This window comes from Allobosea sp. GW821-FHT10B12, assembly GCF_059415545.1.
Map to the genome: position 1 here is coordinate 675,903 of NZ_JBWKNL010000001.1, position 17,803 is coordinate 693,705.

Genomic DNA, 17,803 nt, shown 5'->3' on the forward strand with positions numbered 1-17,803 from the left:
CGCGGGCTTTCGGCTCGCTGTTTTCAGTTGAGGGCGTGGCCATACAGGAGAGCGGGGCTCTTGTCGAGCGCCGATGAGCCGGCGGAAGGGTTTTGCCTTGGCCGGTCGCCCTGCCTATGGTCGCCGCCTCGCTTGAGCTTTCCGGATCGCATCATGCCGCAGGACATCGCCAAAGTCGCCCTCGTCACCGGGGCCGCGCGCGGAATCGGGCTGGCGACCGCCAAGCGCTTCCTCGCGGACAACTGGCGCGTCGCCTTGCTCGACATCGACGAGCCGGAGCTCGCCAGGGCGATGGCCGAGCTCGACGCGCCGACGGTGACGATGTCGATCGGCTGCGACGTCGCCATGCCCGCGCAGGTCGCGGAGGCGGTCGACGCGACGGTCGAGCGCTTCGGTCGGCTCGATGCGCTCGTCAACAATGCCGGCACCGCCGTGTTCAAGCCGTTGCTGGAGACAACCTATGCCGAATGGCAGCGTGTGCTCGCGGTCAATCTCGATGGGCCGTTCCTGACGACGCAGGCCGCCGCGCCGGTGATGGCCGACAATGGCGGCGGCGCCATCGTCAACATCACCTCGATCTCGGGCCTGCGCGCCTCGACGCTACGTGTCGCCTACGGCACCAGCAAGGCGGCATTGGCCCATCTCACCAAGCAGCAGGCGGCCGAGCTTGCCGGGCTCGGCATCCGCGTCAACGCCGTCGCGCCCGGCCCGGTCGAGACGGCGATGGCCAAGGCGGTGCACAGCCCCGAGATCCGTGCCGACTATCACGACGCCATCCCGCTCGCCCGTTACGGCGCGGAAGAGGAACTCGCCGAGGCGATCTTCTTCCTGTGCAGCGACCGTGCGAGCTACATCACCGGCCAGGTGCTCGCCGTCGATGGCGGTTTCGACGCGGTCGGGATCGGCCTGCCGACCCTGCGCGGGCAAAGGCGTAACCGCTAGCGCAGCAGCCCGGCCAGCGCCTCCTTCAGCGTGACGCTGCCGCGGCGCGTCTCGCCGATCTCCTCGAACACGACCCGGCCGGCGTTCATGGCGTCATAAAGCCCGGCTAGCTCGCGCGCATGGCTCGCGCTGAGCCCGACGGCGACGAGACCCGGCTCCCACTCCTCGCGTGGCGTCGGCACCGCCGCGACCGGCTTGCCGAGCAGCTCGCCGAGCGCCTGTGCGGCATCCTCAGGCGAATACTCCGCCGGCCCTTTCAGGTTGACGATGCGCTCGCCGGCATGCGGACGGGCGAGCTCGGTAGCCACCTGTCGGCCGACATCGACCGCGGAGACTGTCTCGCCGGCGGCGTCGAGCGGCTGGCGCATGCTCGGAAGGATGCCATGCTCGGCCGCGACGCCAAGGACGCTGCCCCAATTCTCCATGAATTCGGTGGCGCGGATGAAGGTCAGCGACGGCGCAGCGCCGCGCAGCGCCTGCTCGAAATCGTGCAGCGCCCGCACAATGCCTGTGCCTTCCGTGCGATGAGCGCCGCTCGACGACAGCGCCACCACATGCGGCACGCCGGCGCCGCGGATCGCCTCGGCGATTGCCGCCCCGGTCTTTGCCGCAGCGGCAAAGACGTCCTCGGCGGCGTGCGGCACCGGATTGAGGACATAGACCGCCTCGACGTCGATGAAGGCTGCCGTCAGCGCCTCGACATCGTCGAGATCGGCCTTGGCCAGAACGGCGCCCTTCTCGGCAAGCGCCGTGGCGCGGCTCGGTTCGCGGACGATCGCCTTGACTGCGTGACCAGCTGCGAGCGCGGCCGCCAAAGCCATCCCGCCCGTCTGTCCCGTCGCTCCCATGATCGCAAACATCCAAGTCCTCCATCGGTTGATGCGAATGAGATAACAGGGCAGTATCAGAAGGATAAGTACGCACAATTTTTATACCAGATTGGAGCTGCCGATGCGCCCCTCGCTGAAGGACATCCCTTTCGTCTGGTGCCCGGTGGAGGCGACGATCGACGTGATCGGCGGCAAGTGGAAGGCGCTGATCCTGTTCCAGCTGACGCGCGGTCCGTGCCGCTTCAACGCGCTGCGCCGGCTCCTGCCGCATGTGACGCAGCGGATGATGACCCTGCAACTGCGGGCGCTGGAGGAGGACGGCATCATCTCGCGCAGCGTGCAGGAGACGGTGCCGCCCAAGGTCGAATATGCGCTGACTGAGCAAGGCTGGGCGCTCGCGCCGATCTTCGATGCGATGGCGCTCTGGGGGCAGGCGCATGGTCCGCGCCGGTCGGAGCCGGCCTGAGAGGGCGGGCAATATTCCGCTTGCACCGGCTCCGGAACGGCGCGAACCTGTCCCTCGACATCCCTCTTCGACGGCCGCCCGACCCTGTCGGGCCCGAGCGACCGCCGCCTTTCCGGCGTGGGCACTCCATTCGCGTTCCCGCCGGTCAATCGCCGCTCCGGAAGCAAGCCTTCAGGGCCATCGTCCGCATGCGGCCAGAACCGAAGGAGGACGACATGGCTGCGACGCCCGGCAATGGAGGACGCTCACTCGGAGACAGAGGCAGGGGGCCGCGATGCATCGCCCTCGTCGGTCCCTTCCAGAGCGGCAAGACCAGCCTGTTCGAGAGCATATTGGAGCGTTGCGGCGCGGTTTCGCGAGCCGGCTCCGTCAAGACGAAGAATAGCGTCGGCGACGCCTCCCCCGAGGCGCGTTCCCATCAGATGAGCACCGAGCCCAATGTCGCGACCGTCGAGTTCATGGGCGAGCGCTACACCTTCATCGACTGCCCCGGCTCCGTCGAATTCCTGCACGAGATGCGCCATGTCCTGCCGGCGGTCGACGCCGCGGTCGTGGTCTGCGAGGCCGACGATCGCAAGGCCCCAGCGCTCGAGCTCGTGCTGCGCGAGCTCGAGGAGGCCGACATCCCGCGCTTCCTCTTCCTGAACAAGATCGATTCCGCCTCGCGGCGCGTGCGCGAGACGCTCGGATTGCTGCAGCGCGCCTCGCGCACCCCGCTGCTGCTGCGACAGATCCCGATCTGGCAGGGCGGCATCGCCGTCGGCTTCATCGACCTCGCCTTGGAGCGGGCTTTCATCTATCGCGAGCATGCGCCGAGCGAAGTCGTGCCGCTGGCGCCCGAAGAGATCGAGCGTGAGCGCGACGCCCGTTTCTCGATGCTGGAAAAGCTCGCCGACTATGACGACGAGCTGATGGAAGGCCTGCTTGGCGACATCGAGCCGCCGCGGGACCTCGTCTTCGACGACCTCGCCCGCGAACTGAAGGAACGCCACGTCGTGCCCGTGCTGATCGGCGCGGCCGAGCGCGGCAACGGCGTGACCCGGCTGCTCAAGGCGCTGAGGCACGAGGCGCCGTCACTGGAGGTGACGCGTGGGCGGATCGGCGTGGTCGACAGCGGCGCGCCACTGGCGCTGGTGCTGAAGACCTGGCAGTCCGGCCAAGGCGGCAAGCTCTCGCTGGTGCGCGCGCTGCGCGGCCGCATGGCGGAAGGCGATGTGATCACCTCCTCCAGCGGCGTCGAGGCTCGTATCGCCGGGGTGCTCGAACTCAAGGGCTCTGAGCAGCAGCGCCGCCCGGCGGCGGAGGAGGGCGAGACCGTCGCCTTCGCCCGGCTCGAAGGCGTGCGCACCGGCGAGGCGGTCGCTGTCGGCAAGGTGAGACCCGATGTCGTCAGCGCCGTGGCGCCGCCCGAGCCGGTTCATGCGCTCTCGGTCAGCGTCAAGGACCGAAAGGACGATGTCAGGCTCACCACCGGCCTCGCCAAGCTGATCGAGGAGGATTCGGCGCTCGCCCTCGAACATCGTCCGGAGTTCAGCGAGATGCGGCTCTCCGGCCAGGGCGAGATGCATCTGCGCGTTGCGCTTGAACGGCTCGCCGGGCGCTATGGCGTCAATGTCGACAGCGGCGCGACCCAGATCGGCTATCGCGAGACCTTGCGCGGTAAGGCCGGTGCGCGCGGCCGGCACCGCAAGCAGAGCGGCGGCCATGGCCAGTTTGGCGATGTCGTATTGGAGATCGCGCCGTTGCCGCGCGGCGAGGGCATCCGTTTCGTCGACCGCATCACCGGCGGCGTCGTGCCGAAGCAGTACATCTCGTCGGTCGAAGCGGGCGTGCGTGACTATTGCCAGCGCGGGCCGCTCGGCTTTCCGCTGGTCGATATCGAGGTGACGCTGACGGACGGCTCCTATCACACGGTCGATTCCTCCGACATGGCGTTCCGCCAGGCGGCGCGGATCGCGATGGGCGAAGCCTGCCCGCAAGCCAAGCCCGTGCTGCTGGAGCCGATCCTGGCGGTAGAGATCGTGATTCCCTCGGACGCGATGTCGCGCGCTTCGGCGATCGTCTCGGCGAGGCGCGGCCAGATCCTCGGCTATGACGCGCGGCCGGGCTGGCGCGGCTGGGACCAGATCAACGCGCTGATGCCGGAGGCGGAGATGGGCGGATTGATCGTCGAGTTGCGCTCGGCGACCGCCGGCGTCGGCTCGTTCAGCGCCCGATTCGACCATCTCGCCGAGCTCGCCGGCAAGCCGGCCGATGCGGTCGTCGCGGCACAGGCGATGGCGCAGGCGCGCTAGCGCCCGCTTTCAGCCCGCTTGTGCAGCGGGCTGATCTGGGGGTGTAGACTAAAGTCTACAGACTAAAAGAGAAGGGGGTGGGTTCGCTGGTCAGGCTGTTCCCACCCGACCGGATCTGGCGCTGGCCCCGCCCCCGCGCGGTGCTGGAGATCCGGTAGAGCGCTGCCTTTGGCCTGTTGCAGCGCAAAAGTTTATATGTAAACTTTCTTGCGGCGAGTGCTTGCGCCCGCCGCAAGGCTTGCGCAGTGTAGCGTAGGACAATCAGAAGGTGCGGACCGTGACCGGCCGACGGTCGAGTGTCCGCCACGCGGTACCCACGCCCGGCAACAGGGCGGGCCGCTGAGGGGAGGGTGAAGATGACGGTTCTTTCCGCGGTTCAGGCGACATCGGATGCGCGTCCCTGGCTGGCGCATTATCCGCCGGCCGTGCCGCCGACCATCGACGAGGCCAAGGTCGGCACGCTCGCCGACCTGATCCGTGGGGCCTACGAGACCTACCCTGATCGCCAGGCCTTCGAGAGCTTCGGCAAATCGATCACCTTTGCCGAGGTCGGGCGCGCGGCGCGGACCTTCACCGCCTGGCTGCAGGCGCAGGGCTTCAAGAAGGGCGACCGCATCGCGCTGATGATGCCGAACATCCTCGCCAATCCGGTGACGATCTTCGGCACGCTGCTCGGCGGCTTCACCGTCGTCAACGTCAACCCGCTCTACACCGCCCGTGAGCTGACTCATCAGCTCAACGATTCCGGCGCGCGCGCTCTGGTGGTGATCGAGAACTTCGCCCATGTCGTCGAAGAGGCGCGGCCCAATCTCAAGCTGGAGTCGATCGTCATCGCCACAGCGGGCGACCTGATGGGCTTCAAGGGCGCGATCGTCAATTTCGTCGCCCGCAAGATCAAGAAGGTGGTCAAGCCCTACAACCTTCCAGGCGCGGTGCCGCTGAAGACCATCCTGGCGCATCCCGGAACGATGAGCCCGGTCACGATCGCGCCCGAGGATGTCGCCTTCCTGCAATACACCGGCGGCACCACCGGCATCGCCAAGGGCGCGACGCTGACCCATCACAACGTCGCCTCCAATGTCGCGCAATGCGCGCTCTGGCTCGGCTGGGAGCTCGAGGCGCCGCATGGCCGCGGCGACTACCAGCACGTCATGGTGACGGCGCTGCCGCTCTATCACATCTTCGCCTTGACCTGCTGTTGCATGTTTATGTTGCGTATCGGCGCCAAGAGCCTGCTGATCGCCAATCCGCGTGACATCGCCGGTTTCGTGAAGATTCTGAAAGGGAGTCGGTTCACGCTCTTCTCCGGCGTCAACACGCTCTACAATGCGCTCGCCAGCCATCCCGAAATCAAGGATGTGGATTTCTCGGAACTGCGCTTCGCCATCGCTGGTGGCATGGCGACACAGGCCGCCGTCGCCAAGCGCTGGAAAGACGCCACCGGCCGGCCGATCATCGAAGGCTACGGCCTGTCGGAGACGTCACCGGTCGCCTCGGTCAACCGCACCGACATCACCGAGTTCACCGGCACGATCGGATATCCGCTGTCTTCGACCGACTTCGCCATTCGCGACGCCGAGGGCAATGACATGCCGGCTGGCGAGGCCGGCGAGATCTGCATTCGCGGGCCGCAGGTGATGGCCGGCTACTGGAACCGGCCGGACGAGACCGCCAAGGTGATGACAGCGGATGGCTTCTTCCGAACCGGCGATGTCGGCGTCCTCCTGCCGGACGGGCAGGTCAAGGTCGTCGACCGGATGAAGGACATGGTCATTGTCTCCGGCTTCAATGTCTATCCGAACGAGGTCGAGGACGTGCTCGCCAAGCATCCCGGCGTGCTGGAATCGGCCGTGATCGGCCTTCCGGACGAGCATTCCGGCGAAGCGGTGACCGCCTTCGTGGTCAAGCGCGACCAGGCCGTCACTGCGGAAGAGCTGCGTGCCTTCTGCAAGGAGAACCTCACCGGCTACAAGGTGCCCAAGCAGATCATCTTCCGCGAGACGCTGCCCAAGACCAATGTCGGCAAGGTGCTGCGCCGGGCGCTGCGCGAGGAGGTCGCTGCGCAGAAGGGCTGAGCGCGGCCTATTCCGGTGCGTGGATCGTCGCGCGCAGGGCCTTGAGCTGCGGCAGCGCAGCAGCGAGGCCGGCCTGATCGGTGGCACAGATCAGGGCGGTGCGGCCCTTGGCCGTCTCCACGGTCGAGGTGAACATGCGCACGTTCTGCGCATTCGGGCCGGCCTTGGGCGCGACGATCAGCTCGATGCCGGTGAAGCCCTGGTGCTCGAACAGCTTGAGATCGGACACGGTGCCGATCGTCTCGAACATTTCGCGATAGAGCTGCTGCCATTCCGGCTTGGCCATCTGCTCATTGATGGTCTCGCGCGTCAGCTGGGCGTTCTGTGCCGCCCTTTTGAAACCGAGCGTGCAGAGCTGGCCGGTGCTGTTCACGACCTTCGGCGCGCCGGTCTTCGAGTTGATGTCGATCGTCACTTCGAATTGCGGGTGCGGCTTGCCGGCTTCCGCCTTGAAGCCCGCCGGCGGCGTAACGGACAGGCCGGTCGCCGCATCGCCATAGGATTGTGCGGCGGCGACGCCGGCGAGCAGGGTGGCGGCGAGGGCGACGGGCAGGCGAAGCGGTCTGATCATGGCCACGGGCTAGTTCCTGATTGCGACAGCGGCGAGACGAGCGAAGTTCTGCGGGCTATGAGCGGCAAGAAACGACCGGTCAAGCCGCCAGCAAGGATTTGCCGGCCTGTGTGTGCGCTGTCACCGGCAGGATCTGGCCGGGCGCAACGCTGCGGCCGAAGCGCACAAGCGTGAAATCCTCGGCCCGCCCGCTGTCGCCGCGCTCGGTCAGCACTGAAAGCGGCCGGCCGATTCGGGCGGCAAGATGCCGGGCATGGGCGGCTTCCGCCGCTTCGCGCAAGCGGCTTGCGCGCTCCTTGATCAGGCTGCCGGCGACCTGCGGCATGCGCGCTGCCGGTGTGCCCGGCCGGGCTGAGAACGGGAAGCCGTGGACATAGGACAGTCCGCACTCCTCGATCAGGGCGAGCGTGCGGGCGAACATCGCCTCGTCCTCGGTCGGGAAGCCGGCGATCAGGTCGGCGCCGAAGACGATATCGGGCCGCAGGCTCCGCATCTCGGCGCAGAAGCGGACTGCGTCGGCGCGGCTGTGGCGGCGCTTCATCCGCTTCAGCACGAGGTCGTCGCCGGCTTGCAGCGACAGGTGCAGATGCGGCATCAGCCGCGGCTCCGCGGCGATCAGGGCGCGCAGGTCGTTATCGACCTCGACGGCGTCGAGTGAGGACAGGCGCAAACGCTGCAGCTCGGGCAGCGCGATGAGGATCGCGCCGACGAGTGCGCCGAGCGTTGGCGCATCCGGCCGCTCCCGGCCGTAGCTCGTCAGATCGACTCCGGTCAGCACGATCTCGCTGGCGCCGTCCGCAACGAGACGGCGCGCCTGCGCCACGACCTCGTCGATCTCGGCAGAGCGGGCATTGCCGCGCCCGAGTGGGATGACGCAGAAGGTGCAGCGATGGTCGCAGCCGTTCTGCACCTGCAAGAAGCCGCGCGTGTGTTGGCCGAGCGCCCGGGTGCGGTGAGGGGAGGCGTCGCGCGCCTGCATGATGTCGCCGACGGCGATCTTGCCGGTTGGCTCATCCTGCGAGGCGGCGGCGCGCAGGCTGTTCGAGCTTGCAAGTGCCCGCCAGCTGGACGGGTCGAGTTTCTCGGCATTGCCGAGCACCCGCGCCACCTCCGGCATGGCGGCGAAGCGCGCGGGTTCGATCTGCGCCGCGCAGCCGGTGACGACGATCGGGCGCTCCGGCTGCTCGCGTGAGAGCCGGCGGATCGCCTGGCCGGCCTGGCGTACGGCCTCCGCCGTCACAGCGCAGGTGTTGATCACCGCGACATCAGAGAGGCCGGCGGCCAGCGCCTGCCGTTCGATCGTCTCGCTCTCGACGAGGTTCAGCCGGCAGCCGAAGGTGACGAGCTCGACGCCCATCAGGCGACGGCGGCGAAGAGGCTGGGCTCCAGCACGCCCTCCCAGTCCAGCGCTGCCGGCCCGGTCATCAGCACATGGCCGTCGCTCTCGCGCCATTCGATGACGAGGTCGCCGCCAGGCAGGCTGACGGTCGCCTTCCGGTCGGAAAGCTCGCGGCGCACGGCGGCGACCAGCGCCGCACAGGCGCCCGAGCCGCAGGCACGGGTGATGCCGGCGCCGCGCTCCCAGACCCGCAGCACGATATGGTCCGGCGCCTTGACGGCAGCGAGGCCGATATTGGCCCGGTCCGGGAAGATCGGGTGGTTCTCCAGCAGCGGGCCGATCTGCTCGAGATTGAAGCGGTAGGGATCGTCGACGAAGAAGACGGCGTGCGGATTGCCCATGCTGACGGCGCAGGGCGTGTGCAGGATCGGATCGTCGATCGGCCCGATCTGCAGTTCGAAGCGGCTGGTGTCCTCGAATGGCTCGGCCAGCGGGATCTCGTCCCAGGCGAGGCGCGGCGCCCCCATGTCGACGGTGAAGACGGCCTCTGACAGGCGCGCCACCGGCAGGAGGCCGGCCTTGGTCTGCAGCAGGAGATCGTCGCGGCCGCCGTGCCCCATCTCGGCATCGGCGGTCATCGCCCAGGCGACGCAGCGCGTGCCGTTGCCGCAGGCGCCGGCCTCGGAGCCGTCGGTGTTGTAGATGCGGACATAGGCGTCGATGCCGGGCGCCTTCGCGTCGTGCAGGACCATCAGCTGGTCGAAGCGGGTGCGGTCCTGGCTCGCGATGGCGCGTGCCTCGGCTTCGCTGACGACATGCTTCGTCCCGCGCAGATCGAGCACGGTGATCTCGTTGCCGAGTCCGTTCATCTTGAGGAACCGGCGGTTGGCGAGGGCGTTCATATGGTCACACGTCGTTGATGATGCGGGTATATGAGCCTGACGTCGAAAAAATGCCACCCTTCGCGATCTTCCTGCCGTAACGGGATCGTCGTAGCGTGCGGCACGGCGCGAATCGATCGTGTCAGCTCGGGATATTCGGGTATGCGGCAGTCGAGATTCAGCGCGCTCTTCCTTGCGCTCGCCTTTGCCTATCCGGCCGCCGCGCAGACGCGTGTCGCGCCGCCCACCCCCGTGGAGAGCGCGCCGCTCGCCGCGCCGCCCGGTACCGCGACGCCGGCGCAGAATGCGCAGCCTGCCCAGCAGGCTCCGACCCAGACCCAGGCCAATCCGCCGGCTCCGGCCGAGCCGCAGCCCGTGCAGCCGCCGCCGGCTCCGCAGGGGCAGGTGGTGCCGCAGCCGGTCCAGCCTGCCCCGACGCCGCAGACGCCGATCGAGCCGCAGCCTGTCCAGCCGCCGCCGACCCTGCCCGATCCCCAGCAGGCGCCGCCTGTCCAGCAACAGCAGACCGGCACGCCCAATCCGAACGCGACGCTCGCCGGCAAGCCGGGCGACCCCTCTGATGTCGACGAGGTCCCGCTGACCGCCAAGCCTGTGCTGCTGCTCGCCGGCCAGTCGAGCTGGGATCAGGGCTTCCAGAAACTGTCGGAGGCGATCGCGCTGCTTCGCGGCGAGGCCGACAAGGTCGGGCTCAAGGTCGCCGGTCGGCCGCTGACGCTGTTCGTCGAGACCGACGACAACGGTTTCAAATTCGAGGCGATGCTGCCGGTCGACAGGGCGGCGGATGCCGCAAAGCCGCTGGCATCAGGTGTGCGCAACGGCCAGTCGCCTGCGGGACGCTCGCTGCGCTTCGTCCACACGGCGCCCTATGACGACATCGATTCGACCTATGAGACGATCACGGCCTATCTCGAGGCCAAGAACATCGTCGTGAAGGACGCTTTCCTCGAGGAGTATGTCAGCGATCTCAAGGACCCCGGCGATCCGAACCTCGAGATCAACGTCTACGTCCAGCCGAAATAGGGTGAGGCCCTCTGCGGTCATGGTCGGGCTTGTCCCGACCATCCACGTCTTCCTTCGAGTGTGCGGTGTTCAAGACGCGGATGCTCGCCGCAAGGGCGAGCATGTCGGGGTGACCGTCTAAGCCTCCCAGACCAGCCCCGGCCGCATCGGCCGAAAGCGCTCCTGAGACAGTCCCGCCTTCTCCAGCGCGATCGTGAGCGCTTCGGGCGGGCGGCCGACGCCTTCGTCCGTGAGCTGGAAGGTGCCCCAATGGTGGCCGAGCGCCTGCTCGGCCCGCAGCGAGCGCATCACCGCGACCGCCTCTTCCGGGTTCATGTGGTTGTCGCTCATGAACCAGCGCGGCTCATAGGCACCGATCGGCAGCGCTGCCAGCCGGAACGGGCCATGCTCCTGGCCGAGCCGCTCATAGAGCGAGCCGTCATGATAGCCGGTGTCGCCGATGTGGAAGAGCTTGCCGGCCGGCGTCTCGATCACGAAGGAGCACCACAGCGCCATGCGCCGGTCGAAGGCGCCACGGGCCGACCAGTGATAGCTCGGCACCAGCGTGGTGGTGACCTTGTCCGAGAGCTCCAGCCGCACCCCCCAGTCATGCGCCTCGGCCCGAATGGCAGCGTCGCGCGCCTTGACGATCACGTCGTTGCCGAGCGGCATGATCATGCGCGGATTGTCGCGGGCATGAACCGATGCCAGCGTCTCGACGTCGAGATGGTCGTAATGGTTGTGCGTGACCAGCACGATGTCGATCTTCGGCAGGTCGTTGAAGGCGACGCCGGGCGCATTCACCCGCTTCGGCCCGAAGAAGGAGAACGGGCTCGCCCGCTCGGAAAAGACCGGGTCGATCAGGATGTTGAGGCCCGCGACCTGGTAGAGGAACGAGGCGTGGCCGAGATGGACGACCCGCAGGCCCTCGACGCGCGCCGGCGGCTTGTCCTGCGGCGGCGCCTCGTATTGCGCCGGGAAAACCTCGCGCTCGCGCTTCGAGAACTGCCAGCGCAGCACGTCGGCCAGCCCCTTGGTCACCGGCCGGCCGTCGCTGAAGATCACCCCGTCGAAATGGTCGCTGACCGGACCTTGGTAATAGGGATTGCGCGAGCGCGCATAGGAAGCCCAGGCGAGCCCGGTCGAGCCGAGCAGAGCGGGGATGCCGAGGAGGCGCAGGAGTTTGCGGCGTGTCATGGCTGATGGATGTGGGCCGGACGGCACGATTATCAAGCTGCGACCGAGCTGATTACCTGCGCCATCGTCGTTCCTGCGGGAAACTCAAGGTAATTTGATCGCCGTCATGTGCAGCCATCGTGTCGGCTCGTTGTCGTAGCCGCCGCCGATGTCCTCGGCGATGTCGAGGCTGCGCCAGCCTGCGTCGCCATAGGCCGAGCGCAGCCATGCGGCGTCCGGATAGTTGAAGTAGCGGCCGAAGCGGTCGCGTCCTTCCGCCTCGCCGGCCTTGAAGCTGGCGTAGAAGGCCCCGCCTGGCCGCAGCGTCCGCTGCACTTTGGCCAGGATGCCGGGTAACGCCGGACGCGGGACATGCAGCAGGCAGGCATTAGCCCAGACGCCGTCGAACGCGGCATCGGCCGCGATATTCTCGAAAAGCAGGACCGGGACAGGCCTGCCGAGGCGCTTCTGTGCCTGGGCGGCGAGCTCAGGGGAGCCATCGGTCGGCGTGACGTCGAGACCGAGCGCAAGCAGGGCCTCGCTGTCCTGTCCCCCGCCGCAGCCGAGTTCGAGCACCTGGCCGCCGGTGGGGATCGACTCGGCGAAGCGCCGCAGTCGCGCCGCGCCGAGCTCCCGGTCCCGCCCGGCATAGGTTTCCGCCTCGTCAGTATAGAAATCGAGCGTCGCACGGTCATCGCCGGACATTGTGGTCTCCCCGGACAGGATCTTCGGTCGCAATTGCAGGTCGCTGACACACACCGTCAGCGTCAAGCCTTGATCGCGCTGGGCAGGCGGGCATAGTCCGGCCTCGTCTCGCGAGGCTGCCATGGCACGACTTTCCATTTTGTCCGCGCTTCTCTTCAGCTTCGCCAGTACGGCGGCGCAGGCCTGCGGCCCGCAAGCCGAGCCGTGCAAGGTCGCGCTCGGCGACTATCATGCCGCCGTCCCCGCTGCCGCGCCGCCGCCTGGTGAAAAGCGCCCGGCCGTCCTGTTCTTCCATGGCGCGGGTGGCGGTGGCGACGCCGTGCTGGCGACCGATTCCGTCCTGCGGCCCTTCGTCGAGGCGGGCTATGTCGTGCTCGGCCCGAACGGACTGGTCATGCAGGGCAGCCGCTATGGCCGCGGCTGGTCCTTCCTGCCCGATGCGCCGCAGCAACGCGACGAGCTCGCCTTCGCGCAGCAGGTGCTCGACGACGCCGTCGCCCGCTTCGATATCGACCGCAAGCGCGTTCTCATCGGCGGCTTCTCGATCGGCGCCTCGCTGACCTGGTATCTCGCCTGCCGGCAGCCGGATCTCGGCGCGGCCTATGCACCGCTCGCCGGCAATTTCTGGCGGCCGCATCCGGAGAAGTGCGCCGGGCCGGTCGATCTCCTGCAGACCCATGGCTGGCGCGACGAGGTCTTCCCGCTCGAAGGCCGCCAGCTCGGCCCCAACCATGCCCAGGGCGATGTCTTCGAGGGCCTGCAGCTCTGGCGCGCGACCAATGGCTGCAAGACTACGCGCCCTGATGCGATCGAGGTACGCGGCCCGGTCTGGCAGCGCTCCTGGACGAATTGCGAGAGCGGCCGTCAGGTCTCGCTGATGCTTCATGCCGGCGGCCATGAGAATCCGCCGAAGGAATGGGCCGAACTGGCGCGCCACTGGTTCGAGGCGCGCCTGAAAGCCCGGCCGGCAGCGAACTGAGGTCAGCTTCAGTTGCTGCCCGAGCGCACCGCGACGGTGGCGATGCCGGCGCCGATCAGCAATGTGCCGCCGGCCTTGTTGAACAGGCCGATGGCGCGCGGATTGCTGACGACGGCGCGGGCGCGCGAGGCGATCAGCGCGTAGCCGAAGGCGTTGGCGAAGGCGAGGGTGATGAAGGTCGCCTCGAAGATCAGCATCTGCATCCAGAAATCGGCCTTCGGATCGAGGAACTGCGGCAGGAACGCGACGAAGAAGGTGATGCTCTTCGGGTTCAGCGCCGTCACCAGCCAGGCATGGCCGAGCATCTTCAGCGCGGAGGCCGCGTCCTGGCGTGGCTCCGCATTCAGGCTGCCACCGGCGCGGAAGAGCTTGACGCCGAGATAGATGAGATAGGCCGCACCGGCCCATTTCAGCGCGGTGAAGATCGTCGCCGAGGTCGCGAGCAGCGCGCCGACGCCGAGCATGGACAAGGTCATCGCGGTGAAGTCGCCGAGGGCGACGCCGACCGCCATCGGCAGGGCGGTGCGCCAGCCCTGGCCGAGGGCATAGGAGATCACCAGCAGGATGGTCGGGCCGGGGATGACGAGGAGAACGGCGGTGGCGGCGGCGAAGGCGGCCCAAGCTTCGAAGGTCATGATGTGAAGGCTCCGCTAAAAACCAGAGCCATCACCAGAGCGGGGCGCTTGTAAAGCGGAAAATTTGGCGGCGCTCGCGACGCCGCCATTGTCGGGCCGCTTCAGCGGCCGGCGCCGTTGATGATGCGGCAGAAGGCGGTGCGGATGAAGGCCTCGTCCGAGACCTGGCCGCTCTGGAGCTGGTAGAAGATCTCGACCACCGTGCCATTGCCGGCCTTGCGCGCGTTTCCTTCCAGGCGCTGCAGCCGGCCGGTGCCAGCGCCGTCCTTGAAGCCTGTCACGGTCCCTTCCTCCTGATCGACCGTGACATTCGAAAAGCCTTCCGCGGCCATGCCACGCTTGAGGCCGTTCAGAGCCTTGGCCGGGGCGGCCTTGACGATGCCGGAGGCGCGATAGTTGATCCCGGTCAGGAAGGGCTCGCCGCCGGCGGCGAAGGTCTTCTCGCAGCTCTGGGCGAGGGCTCCGGTCGCGCCGGAGAGCAGAAAAAGCGCGATTCCGGCGCAGGCAATATTCGTCTTCATCGTTCGCAATCCCATCTCGAATCGGCGGCGCCGACCGCGGCGCATTTGTCGATGTCTGTACCGGTTTAGAGCGGCGCGCCCCAGCGGAAGGTTGTCGTCCCGCCGCCGCGCACGGGCACAAGCGGGCCGGCCGACATCTCCCGCCGCTTTTCCGGCTCGCCTGCCAATACCAGCGTCCACCAGGCGCCGTAGCGGGTCTGCGGATTCTTCGCCAGGGCGAGGCCGATGCGCGTCGCCTGCGGCATGGAGAGATTGGCCTCGTGGCCGGACGACTTCTTCCAGCCATCGAAGGCTTCCTGCGTCGAGTAATAGCCGGCGCCGAGATTCTCCGCGGCGCGCACCGTATCGAGGCCGGTGGCATTCACGCGGGAATTGAAGCTGCCGGCGGCGCTGTGGGAGAGGTCGTCGCTGGCCGCCATCGCATCGGACTGCCGCTGCGCCATCGCGGACAGCATCGGGTCGAGCCGGACCGGGCCGAGGCCTTTGCCGGCGCGATAGGCGTTGAGGATGCGCACGGCCTCGGCCGGATCGGCCTTCACCGCCGCGAGGCGCTCCTGCCTGCGTGGGCTCGGCGCGGTGGTTCCGCGCTGCGCTCCGGCGCAGCCGGCCAGGAGCAGGGCGATCAGGAGGGCTGCGCCCGAATGTCTTGTCATGCGGATCGTCTCGGCATTTGCTGTCGCCCGATGAGCCTGGGCTGGGGAGTCGGGCGCGCTTAGCGCAGCCCCAGCTGGGAGAAAACCCCATGAGCGATGACGAACAGGCGATCCGGGATCTGGTCGAGACCTGGATGAGCGCGACGAAAGCGGGCGACGCGGCGACCGTGCTCGACCTGATGAACGACGACGTGATCTTCATGGTTCCGGGCGCCGAGCCCTTCGGCAAGGAGGCTTTTGCCGCCGCGTTGAAGGGGCTGGGAGTGATGACGATCGAGGGCCGCAGCGACATCCATGAGCTCGCGGTGCTCGGCGACATCGCCTATCTGCGCAACCAGATCGACATGACCGCGACCGCGCCGGACGGCAACGCCACCCGCCGCTCCGGCTGGACGCTGACGATCCTGCGCAAAGGGACCGATGGGCGCTGGCGGCTTTCTCGTGACGCCAATCTGCTGACGACACAGGCGTAAGGACGCTCCTTTCAGCACGCGAGCTTGACTTTCGCCGCATTTGTCCGCTTTAACGCGCGCATTCGTTTCGCCGACATCGCCGAAACCTCATCCGCCGACCGGGCCGCCCAGCGGCTTTCATGAGCCCGGAGGTCAACGCCCGACAGCGCGTCTGCGCCCTCGGGCGCGAAACCGTTTGGCGTCTATGTAGGATTTTGCGGCCGACGTCAGCAAACAAGGATAGGGCACTCGCCGCATGTTCGGCACGCTGAGCGACAGACTTTCCGGCATCCTCTCGGGCCTGACCCGCAGGGGCGCGCTGACCGAGGACGACGTCAACGCCGCGCTGCGCGAGGTGCGCCGGGCGCTGCTCGAGGCCGACGTCGCGCTCGAGGTCGTGCGCAGCTTTACCGACAAGGTCAGAGAGCGCGCCGTTGGCGCCGAGGTGCTGAAGTCGGTCACGCCCGGCCAGCAGGTCATCAAGATCGTCAACGACGTGCTGATCGACACGCTCGGCGGCGAGGGCGAGGGCATCACCTTCGACGCCGTGCCGCCGGTGCCGATCCTGATGGTGGGTCTGCAAGGGTCGGGTAAAACCACCTCCACGGCCAAGATCGCCAAACGGCTGACCGATCGGGACAAGAAGAAGGTCCTGATGGCCTCGCTCGATACGCGCCGCCCGGCCGCGATGGAGCAGCTCGCCATCCTCGGCAAGCAGGTCGGCGTCGAGACGCTGCCGATCGTCGCCGGCCAGAGCGCGGTGCAGATCGCGCGCCGCGCGGTCGAGGCTGGCAAGCTCGGCGGCTATGATGTCGTCATGCTCGACACCGCCGGCCGCGTCACGCTCGACGAGGCGCTGATGGCCGAGGTCGCCGAGGTCAAGTCGGCAACCAATCCCCATGAAGTCCTGCTCGTCGCCGACGCACTGACCGGCCAGGACGCAGTCAACACGGCGCGGGCCTTCGACGGCCGCGTCGGCCTGACCGGCATCGTGCTGACCCGCATGGACGGCGATGGCCGCGGCGGCGCCGCGCTTTCGATGCGCGCCGTCACCGGCAAGCCGATCAAGCTCGTCGGCACCGGCGAGAAGACCGACGCGCTCGAGGATTTCCACCCCTCCCGCGTCGCCAACCGCATCCTCGGCATGGGCGACATCGTCGGCCTGGTCGAGAAGGCCGCCGCCACCGTCGACGCCGACAAGGCGCAGGAACTGGCGCAGCGCCTCGCCAAGGGCAATTTCGATCTCGGCGACCTGCGCACCCAGCTCCAGCAGATGGAGAAGATGGGCGGCCTCGGCGGGCTGATGGGCATGCTGCCCGGCATGGCGCAGATGAAGAACCAGATCGCCAGCTCGAAGATGGACGACAAGGTCATCGCCCGGCAGATCGCCATCATCAACTCGATGACATCGGCCGAACGCAAGAATCCCGACCTGCTCAAGAACAGCCGCAAGAAGCGCATCGCCGCCGGTTCCGGCACCTCGCCCGAGGCGATCAACAAGCTGCTCAAGATGCACCGCCAGATGGCGGACATGATGAAGCAGATGGCCCGCCAGAAGGGCGGCATGCTCGGCAAGCTCGGCAGCATGTTCGGCCTCGGCGGCGGAATGGGTGCTGGATTGCCGGCCGGCATGCCCGACCCCTCCAAGATGGATCCCGCTCAGCTCGCTGAACTGCAGAAGCAGCTCGGTGCCGGCGGCGGCATGCCTTCGCTGCCTCCGGGCGGCTTCCCCGGTCTGCCCAAGGGCGTCACCCCGCCCGCCGGCATGATGCCTAAGCTCCCCGGACTGGGCGGCCTGCCTGGCCTCGGCAACAACCCGTTCAAGAAGAAGTAATTCTACCGCTCGAACCAAAGGAAGAAGAGCAATGTCCCTGAAGATCCGCCTGACCCGTGGCGGCGCCAAGAAGCGCCCGTACTACCGCATCGTCGTCGCCGACGCCCGCTCGCCGCGCGATGGCCGCTTCATCGAGAAGATCGGCGCCTATGACCCGATGAAGGCGAAGGATTCGCCGGAGCGCGTCGTGCTCGATCTCGAGAAGGCCCAGGCCTGGCTCGCCAAGGGCGCCCAGCCGACCGACCGCGTCCTGCGCTTCCTCGATGCCGCCGGCGTGCTGAAGCGCCCCGCCCGCAACAACCCGAACAAGGCTGTTCCCGGCGACAAGGCCAAGGAGCGCGCCGAGAAGAAGGCCGAGAAGGCCGCCGCCCCGGCCGAAGCCGCGGCTGAGTGAGCCTTCGATGTTCAGGGCGTCATTCCCGGGCGAAGC

The 17,803-nt window shown here is 67.8% G+C and carries 18 protein-coding genes; 9 read left to right on the forward strand and 9 right to left on the reverse strand.

Annotated elements, in window-relative coordinates; translation table 11 throughout:
- The first annotated feature begins 153 nt into the window (after positions 1 to 153).
- Positions 154 to 942 (forward strand): SDR family NAD(P)-dependent oxidoreductase, encoded by a 789-nt coding sequence (locus tag AC07O0_RS03285; protein WP_494619985.1) that lies wholly within the window; start codon positions 154 to 156, stop codon positions 940 to 942.
- Here the strand turns inward: AC07O0_RS03285 and AC07O0_RS03290 are convergent.
- The gene (locus AC07O0_RS03290) at positions 939 to 1,802 is read right to left on the reverse strand and encodes an NmrA family NAD(P)-binding protein (RefSeq protein WP_494619987.1); all 864 of its coding nucleotides are present in this window, start codon (positions 1,800 to 1,802) and stop codon (positions 939 to 941) included. The two genes, AC07O0_RS03285 and AC07O0_RS03290, sit on opposite strands and share 4 nt — an antisense overlap.
- A gap of 91 nt (positions 1,803 to 1,893) precedes the next feature.
- On the opposite strand from AC07O0_RS03290, the gene AC07O0_RS03295 reads away from it, so the two are divergent.
- From AC07O0_RS03295 to AC07O0_RS03305, 3 genes are all read left to right on the forward strand, one after another.
- Positions 1,894 to 2,238, forward strand: coding sequence for a winged helix-turn-helix transcriptional regulator (locus AC07O0_RS03295; protein WP_494619989.1), 345 nt, complete (start codon positions 1,894 to 1,896; stop codon positions 2,236 to 2,238).
- A gap of 215 nt (positions 2,239 to 2,453) precedes the next feature.
- Complete coding sequence (locus tag AC07O0_RS03300; RefSeq protein ID WP_494619991.1) at positions 2,454 to 4,532, forward strand: elongation factor G; 2,079 nt, start codon at positions 2,454 to 2,456, stop codon at positions 4,530 to 4,532.
- 356 nt (positions 4,533 to 4,888) lie between these two features.
- Positions 4,889 to 6,607, forward strand: a complete 1,719-nt coding sequence (locus tag AC07O0_RS03305; protein ID WP_494619993.1) for an AMP-binding protein — start codon at positions 4,889 to 4,891, stop codon at positions 6,605 to 6,607.
- 7 nt (positions 6,608 to 6,614) lie between these two features.
- Here AC07O0_RS03305 and AC07O0_RS03310 read toward each other — a convergent pair whose 3' ends face one another.
- The 3 genes from AC07O0_RS03310 to dapF all read right to left on the reverse strand — a co-directional run bounded on the left by AC07O0_RS03310 (position 6,615) and on the right by dapF (position 9,419).
- Positions 6,615 to 7,184 (reverse strand): hypothetical protein, encoded by a 570-nt coding sequence (locus AC07O0_RS03310; RefSeq protein WP_494619995.1) that lies wholly within the window; start codon positions 7,182 to 7,184, stop codon positions 6,615 to 6,617.
- A gap of 73 nt (positions 7,185 to 7,257) precedes the next feature.
- Entirely contained in the window at positions 7,258 to 8,535 is a 1,278-nt protein-coding gene (mtaB, locus tag AC07O0_RS03315) for a tRNA (N(6)-L-threonylcarbamoyladenosine(37)-C(2))-methylthiotransferase MtaB (RefSeq protein WP_494619997.1), read from the reverse strand.
- Complete coding sequence (gene dapF, locus AC07O0_RS03320) at positions 8,535 to 9,419, reverse strand: diaminopimelate epimerase (RefSeq protein WP_494619999.1); 885 nt, start codon at positions 9,417 to 9,419, stop codon at positions 8,535 to 8,537. The genes mtaB and dapF overlap by 1 nt, the downstream gene beginning before the upstream one ends.
- A gap of 141 nt (positions 9,420 to 9,560) precedes the next feature.
- Between dapF and AC07O0_RS03325 the strand changes: the two genes are divergently transcribed.
- On the forward strand, positions 9,561 to 10,439 hold the full coding sequence (locus AC07O0_RS03325) for a GyrI-like domain-containing protein (RefSeq protein ID WP_494620001.1): 879 nt from the start codon (positions 9,561 to 9,563) through the stop codon (positions 10,437 to 10,439).
- Positions 10,440 to 10,556: 117 nt separating this feature from the next.
- On the opposite strand, the gene AC07O0_RS03330 is transcribed toward AC07O0_RS03325, so the two are convergent.
- Both AC07O0_RS03330 and AC07O0_RS03335 read right to left on the reverse strand, forming a co-directional pair.
- On the reverse strand, positions 10,557 to 11,615 hold the full coding sequence (locus AC07O0_RS03330) for an MBL fold metallo-hydrolase (protein ID WP_494620003.1): 1,059 nt from the start codon (positions 11,613 to 11,615) through the stop codon (positions 10,557 to 10,559).
- A gap of 84 nt (positions 11,616 to 11,699) precedes the next feature.
- Positions 11,700 to 12,299 (reverse strand): class I SAM-dependent methyltransferase, encoded by a 600-nt coding sequence (locus AC07O0_RS03335; RefSeq protein WP_494620005.1) that lies wholly within the window; start codon positions 12,297 to 12,299, stop codon positions 11,700 to 11,702.
- Positions 12,300 to 12,420: 121 nt separating this feature from the next.
- On the opposite strand from AC07O0_RS03335, the gene AC07O0_RS03340 reads away from it, so the two are divergent.
- Positions 12,421 to 13,278 (forward strand): CE1 family esterase, encoded by an 858-nt coding sequence (locus AC07O0_RS03340; RefSeq protein ID WP_494620007.1) that lies wholly within the window; start codon positions 12,421 to 12,423, stop codon positions 13,276 to 13,278.
- A gap of 8 nt (positions 13,279 to 13,286) precedes the next feature.
- Here the strand turns inward: AC07O0_RS03340 and AC07O0_RS03345 are convergent, their stop codons facing one another.
- The 3 genes from AC07O0_RS03345 to AC07O0_RS03355 all read right to left on the reverse strand — a co-directional run bounded on the left by AC07O0_RS03345 (position 13,287) and on the right by AC07O0_RS03355 (position 15,087).
- Entirely contained in the window at positions 13,287 to 13,913 is a 627-nt protein-coding gene (locus AC07O0_RS03345; RefSeq protein ID WP_494620009.1) for a LysE family translocator, read from the reverse strand.
- A gap of 101 nt (positions 13,914 to 14,014) precedes the next feature.
- Positions 14,015 to 14,434: a hypothetical protein gene (locus AC07O0_RS03350; protein ID WP_494620011.1), complete on the reverse strand. Its 420-nt coding sequence runs from the start codon at positions 14,432 to 14,434 to the stop codon at positions 14,015 to 14,017.
- A 65-nt stretch (positions 14,435 to 14,499) separates the two neighbouring features.
- Positions 14,500 to 15,087 (reverse strand): CAP domain-containing protein, encoded by a 588-nt coding sequence (locus AC07O0_RS03355; RefSeq protein ID WP_494620013.1) that lies wholly within the window; start codon positions 15,085 to 15,087, stop codon positions 14,500 to 14,502.
- Between the two features lie 89 nt (positions 15,088 to 15,176).
- On the opposite strand from AC07O0_RS03355, the gene AC07O0_RS03360 reads away from it, so the two are divergent.
- The 3 genes from AC07O0_RS03360 to rpsP all read left to right on the forward strand — a co-directional run bounded on the left by AC07O0_RS03360 (position 15,177) and on the right by rpsP (position 17,767).
- Positions 15,177 to 15,560 (forward strand): YybH family protein, encoded by a 384-nt coding sequence (locus tag AC07O0_RS03360; protein ID WP_494620015.1) that lies wholly within the window; start codon positions 15,177 to 15,179, stop codon positions 15,558 to 15,560.
- Positions 15,561 to 15,795: 235 nt separating this feature from the next.
- Positions 15,796 to 17,373 carry a signal recognition particle protein gene (ffh, locus tag AC07O0_RS03365; RefSeq protein ID WP_494620017.1) on the forward strand — a complete coding sequence of 526 codons (1,578 nt, stop codon included), beginning with the start codon at positions 15,796 to 15,798 and terminating at the stop codon, positions 17,371 to 17,373.
- A gap of 31 nt (positions 17,374 to 17,404) precedes the next feature.
- The gene (gene rpsP / locus AC07O0_RS03370) at positions 17,405 to 17,767 is read left to right on the forward strand and encodes a 30S ribosomal protein S16 (protein WP_494620019.1); all 363 of its coding nucleotides are present in this window, start codon (positions 17,405 to 17,407) and stop codon (positions 17,765 to 17,767) included.
- Positions 17,768 to 17,803 lie beyond the last annotated feature (36 nt).